3 protein-coding genes are annotated in these 3,773 nt (G+C 60.1%); all 3 read left to right on the plus strand.

Annotated features, from left to right (window positions below):
- Nucleotides 1-233: 233 nt before the first annotated feature.
- Complete coding sequence (locus tag B7X49_RS18365) at nt 234-527, plus strand: DUF1778 domain-containing protein (RefSeq protein ID WP_286705390.1); 294 nt, start codon at nt 234-236, stop codon at nt 525-527.
- 2 nt (nt 528-529) lie between these two features.
- Nucleotides 530-1,036, plus strand: coding sequence for a GNAT family N-acetyltransferase (locus B7X49_RS18370; protein WP_286705389.1), 507 nt, complete (start codon nt 530-532; stop codon nt 1,034-1,036).
- A gap of 66 nt (nt 1,037-1,102) precedes the next feature.
- The gene (locus tag B7X49_RS18375; protein ID WP_286705388.1) at nt 1,103-3,544 is read left to right on the plus strand and encodes a class I SAM-dependent DNA methyltransferase; all 2,442 of its coding nucleotides are present in this window, start codon (nt 1,103-1,105) and stop codon (nt 3,542-3,544) included.
- Nucleotides 3,545-3,773 lie beyond the last annotated feature (229 nt).

Below are 3,773 nucleotides of genomic sequence, written 5' to 3' on the forward strand. Positions count from 1 at the left end.
GATCAAATCTGCGACCGTCCCGTTTCATGCCGGAATTATATCACCCCCGCAAACATACGACTAGCAAAATGTCGTCTTAATTACCGACCGATGAGTAATAGGCGAAAGGGACGATGATCAGGCTCGGTGATCGGTGATCGGTGATCGGTGATCGGCGATCAGCGACGATGCCGGAGGATGGTGGGATTCTGCACGTAATGACAATTGCATTACGATGCGCTACTCTTTGCAGCATGGACAATGCCGCACCGGCCACAAAAACGACAACACGACGCGAAACCCTCAACCTGCGGATCAAGCCCGATGACCGCGGTTTGATCGATCGCGCCGCAGCGCTGACCGGTAAATCGAAGACCGATTTCGTCCTCGAAGCGGCGCGGCGCGCGGCCGAGGAGGCGTTGCTCGATCGCAGCCTGTTCATCGCCACGCCGGACGCATTCGAGGCGTTCCGCGCGCGGCTCGATGAACCGCCACGCCCGAACGCGCGGCTGGAACGCAGTTTGCAGACCAACCCGCCCTGGAAATAACCGTGACTCTGTCACCGCCGGAACCTCTCGCGGATCATCATGATCTTGCCGATTTCGACAGCGGAGTTCCAACTCTCGATGACTGGCTGAAGCGGCGCGCCCGCAGCAACCAGGCCGGCGGTGCAACCCGAACCTTCATCGTCACGGACGGTACGCGCGTGATCGCCTATTACGCGATCGCCTCGGGTGCCATCAGCCTGGGCGGGGCGGTCGGGCGATTTCGGCGCGACATGCCCGACCCCATCCCCGTTGCGGTATTGGCACGGCTGGCGATCGACCAGCGTGCACAACGCCAGGGCCTCGGGCGCGCTCTGTTTCGGGACGCCGCAATGCGCATCATGAACGCGGCGGAGACCATCGGCATCCGCGGCATCGTGGTCCACGCCATTTCCGAACCGGCCAAAGCCTTCTATCTTGCGCTTGGTTTCGAGCCCTCGCCAATCGACCCGATGACGCTGATGGTTACACTCAACGACGTTTGGGCGGCACTGGCCGGGCAGCAGTCATAGAAACAGCATCATCCGCGTCTTGCGCGGCACGACAGATAACTTTGAATACGATAGCGGGAGGCCTCATTGGCGGTCAAAAAATCGGAAATCTACAGCTCGCTCTGGGCCAGTTGCGATGCGTTGCGCGGCGGCATGGATGCCTCTCAGTATAAAGACTACGTGCTGGTTCTGCTGTTCGTGAAATACGTGTCGGACAAATATGCCGGTGATCCGAACGGGGTGATCGACGTGCCGGCCGGCGGCAGTTTTGCCGATATGCTCGCCCTGCGCGGCCAAAAAGACATCGGCGAGAAAATGAACACCATTATCGCCAGGCTTGCCGAGGCGAACGACCTCAAGGGCGTGATTGACGTCGCCGATTTCGATGACCCCGATAAGCTGGGCTCCGGCAAGGAGATGGTCGATCGGCTCTCCAGCCTGGTCGGCATTTTCAGCCGCAAGGAGCTGGATTTCCGCAAGAATCGCGCCGAAGGTGATGATATTCTGGGCGATGCCTATGAATACCTGATGCGCCACTTCGCCACGGAATCCGGCAAGAGCAAGGGCCAGTTCTACACCCCGGCCGAGGTTTCGCGCATCATGGCCAAGGCGATCGGCATCGGCTCCGCCCGCAGTGCCGCCCAGACCATCTATGACCCCACCTGTGGCTCCGGCTCGCTCCTGCTCAAGGCGCACGACGAAGCGCCGTTCGACCTGACCATTTATGGCCAGGAAAAAGACGTCGCCACCCGCGCCCTCGCGCGGATGAACATGGTGCTGCACAATTGCCCAACGGCGGAGATCTGGCGCGATAACACGCTGTCCGCCCCGCATTTCGTCAACAACGACGGCAGTTTGAAAACCTTCGACTTCGTGGTCGCAAACCCGCCGTTTTCCGACAAGGCGTGGAGCACCGGGCTCGATGCCGCGCACGACCAGTTCGACCGTTTCGAGCCCGGTGTACCGCCGGTGAAAAATGGCGATTACGCCTATCTGCTGCATGTCGTGGCCTCGCTGAAATCGACCGGCAAGGGGGCCATTGTCATGCCGCACGGCGTGCTGTTCCGCGGCAATGCGGAGGCTGAAATCCGCCGCACGCTGATCCGGCGCGGCATCATCAAGGGCATCATCGGCCTGCCGGCCAATCTGTTCTACGGCACCGGCATACCCGCCTGCATCATCGTGCTCGACAAGGAAAACGCCCACGCGCGCACCGGCATTTTCATGATCGATGCCTCGAAGGGTTTCGTGAAGGATGGCAACAAGAACCGACTGCGCGACCAGGATTTGCACAAGATCGTCGATGCCTTCACCCGCCAGCTCACGATCGAGCGCTATTCCCGTATGGTGCCGCTAGCCGAGATCGAACAGCAGGATTTCAACCTCAACATCCCGCGCTACATCGACTCCGCGGCGCCGGAGGATTTGCAGGATATCGAGGCGCATCTCAAAGGCGGCATTCCGGTGCGCGATATCGACGCACTTGCCCCCTATTGGGCGGTGCTGCCCTCGGTACGCGCCGCACTCTTCGGCCCCGGCGACCGGGCGGGTTATGCCACACCGAAAGTGGCGCCGTCCGCGGTGAAGCAGACCATTCTGGATCATCCCGAATTCGCTGGCTTTGCCGCGCAGATGCGTGGCGTATTCGCGGGGTGGCGCGCGGCGCATCTCGAAGCATTGCGCTCGATCGCCATTGGCGACAAGCCGAAACGCCTGATCGACACGCTGGCCGAGGACCTTCTCGCCCGCTGCGCCGAACTGCCGCTGATCGATCGCTACGATGTCTATCAGCATCTGATGACCTATTGGGCCGAGACGATGCAGGATGATGTCTATCTCCTCGCGCTCGAAGGCTGGGCGGTTGCGCGGGTCATTCGCGATCTGGTCAAGAATGAGGACGGCAAATTCACCGAAACACCCGATATCACCCTGGGCAAGCGCAAGCTGAAGGCCGAGCTGATCCCCCCGCCGCTGATCGCCGCCCGGTTCTTCGCCGATGCACTCGCCTCATGCGAAGCGCTGGATGCCAAAGCGGAAGAGCTGGTGCGTGAGATCGAGGAGCTTGATGAGGAACAGGGCGGCGAGGACGGACTCTTGTTCGATGCGAAGACCGACAAGGGCAAACTGACCGCCAAAAGCGTGAAGGATCGGCTCAAGGAGATCAAGGGGGACCGCACCGCCGAGGATGAGCGTGTGGCGCTGCAAAACTGTCTGCGCCTGATCGAACGCGAAAAGGCGGCGGCAGATGCGGCGAAAGCGGCGCGAACTGCGTTGGATGAAGCGATCGTCAGGCGTTATGCCACGCTGACCAATGCCGAACTGCGGCAGTTGCTGGTCGAGGATAAATGGTTTTCCGTCCTGGAGGCGGCGATCGTCGGCGAACTGGACCGGGTCGGACAATCGTTGACCGGGCGGGTGAAGCTGTTGACCGAGCGGTATGCGGTGCCGTTGTCGAACCTAACAGTGGAGGTTGAGGTGTTGAGTGCCACGGTGGATGCACACCTCAAGCGGATGGGGTTCGTTTGGTGAAGGAGGGGCAAAAACAAACGAACATGAATGTAATTCCTGATGATTGGAGAATTGGGAATCTTGGTGAAGTTGTAGATTTTCTTGATAACAAGCGTCGTCCTGTCAAAGATAAAGATCGTTTAAAAATGAGGCGTGCCTATCCGGTTGACTCAGACACCCACTAGGGCTAGTGGCCCCCGCCATGGCGGCCATTGACATTCACCAGCGTGACGAACTGGCTTTCCCCCAA

Origin of the sequence: Acidiphilium sp. 34-64-41 (assembly GCF_002282635.1) — a bacterium.
Lineage (GTDB): Bacteria > Pseudomonadota > Alphaproteobacteria > Acetobacterales > Acetobacteraceae > Acidiphilium > Acidiphilium rubrum.

Excerpts from the sequence above, each read along its gene's own strand:
- B7X49_RS18365 (WP_286705390.1), top strand. The coding sequence starts at position 234 with ATGGACAATGCCGCACCGGCCACAAAAACGACAACACGACGCGAAACC.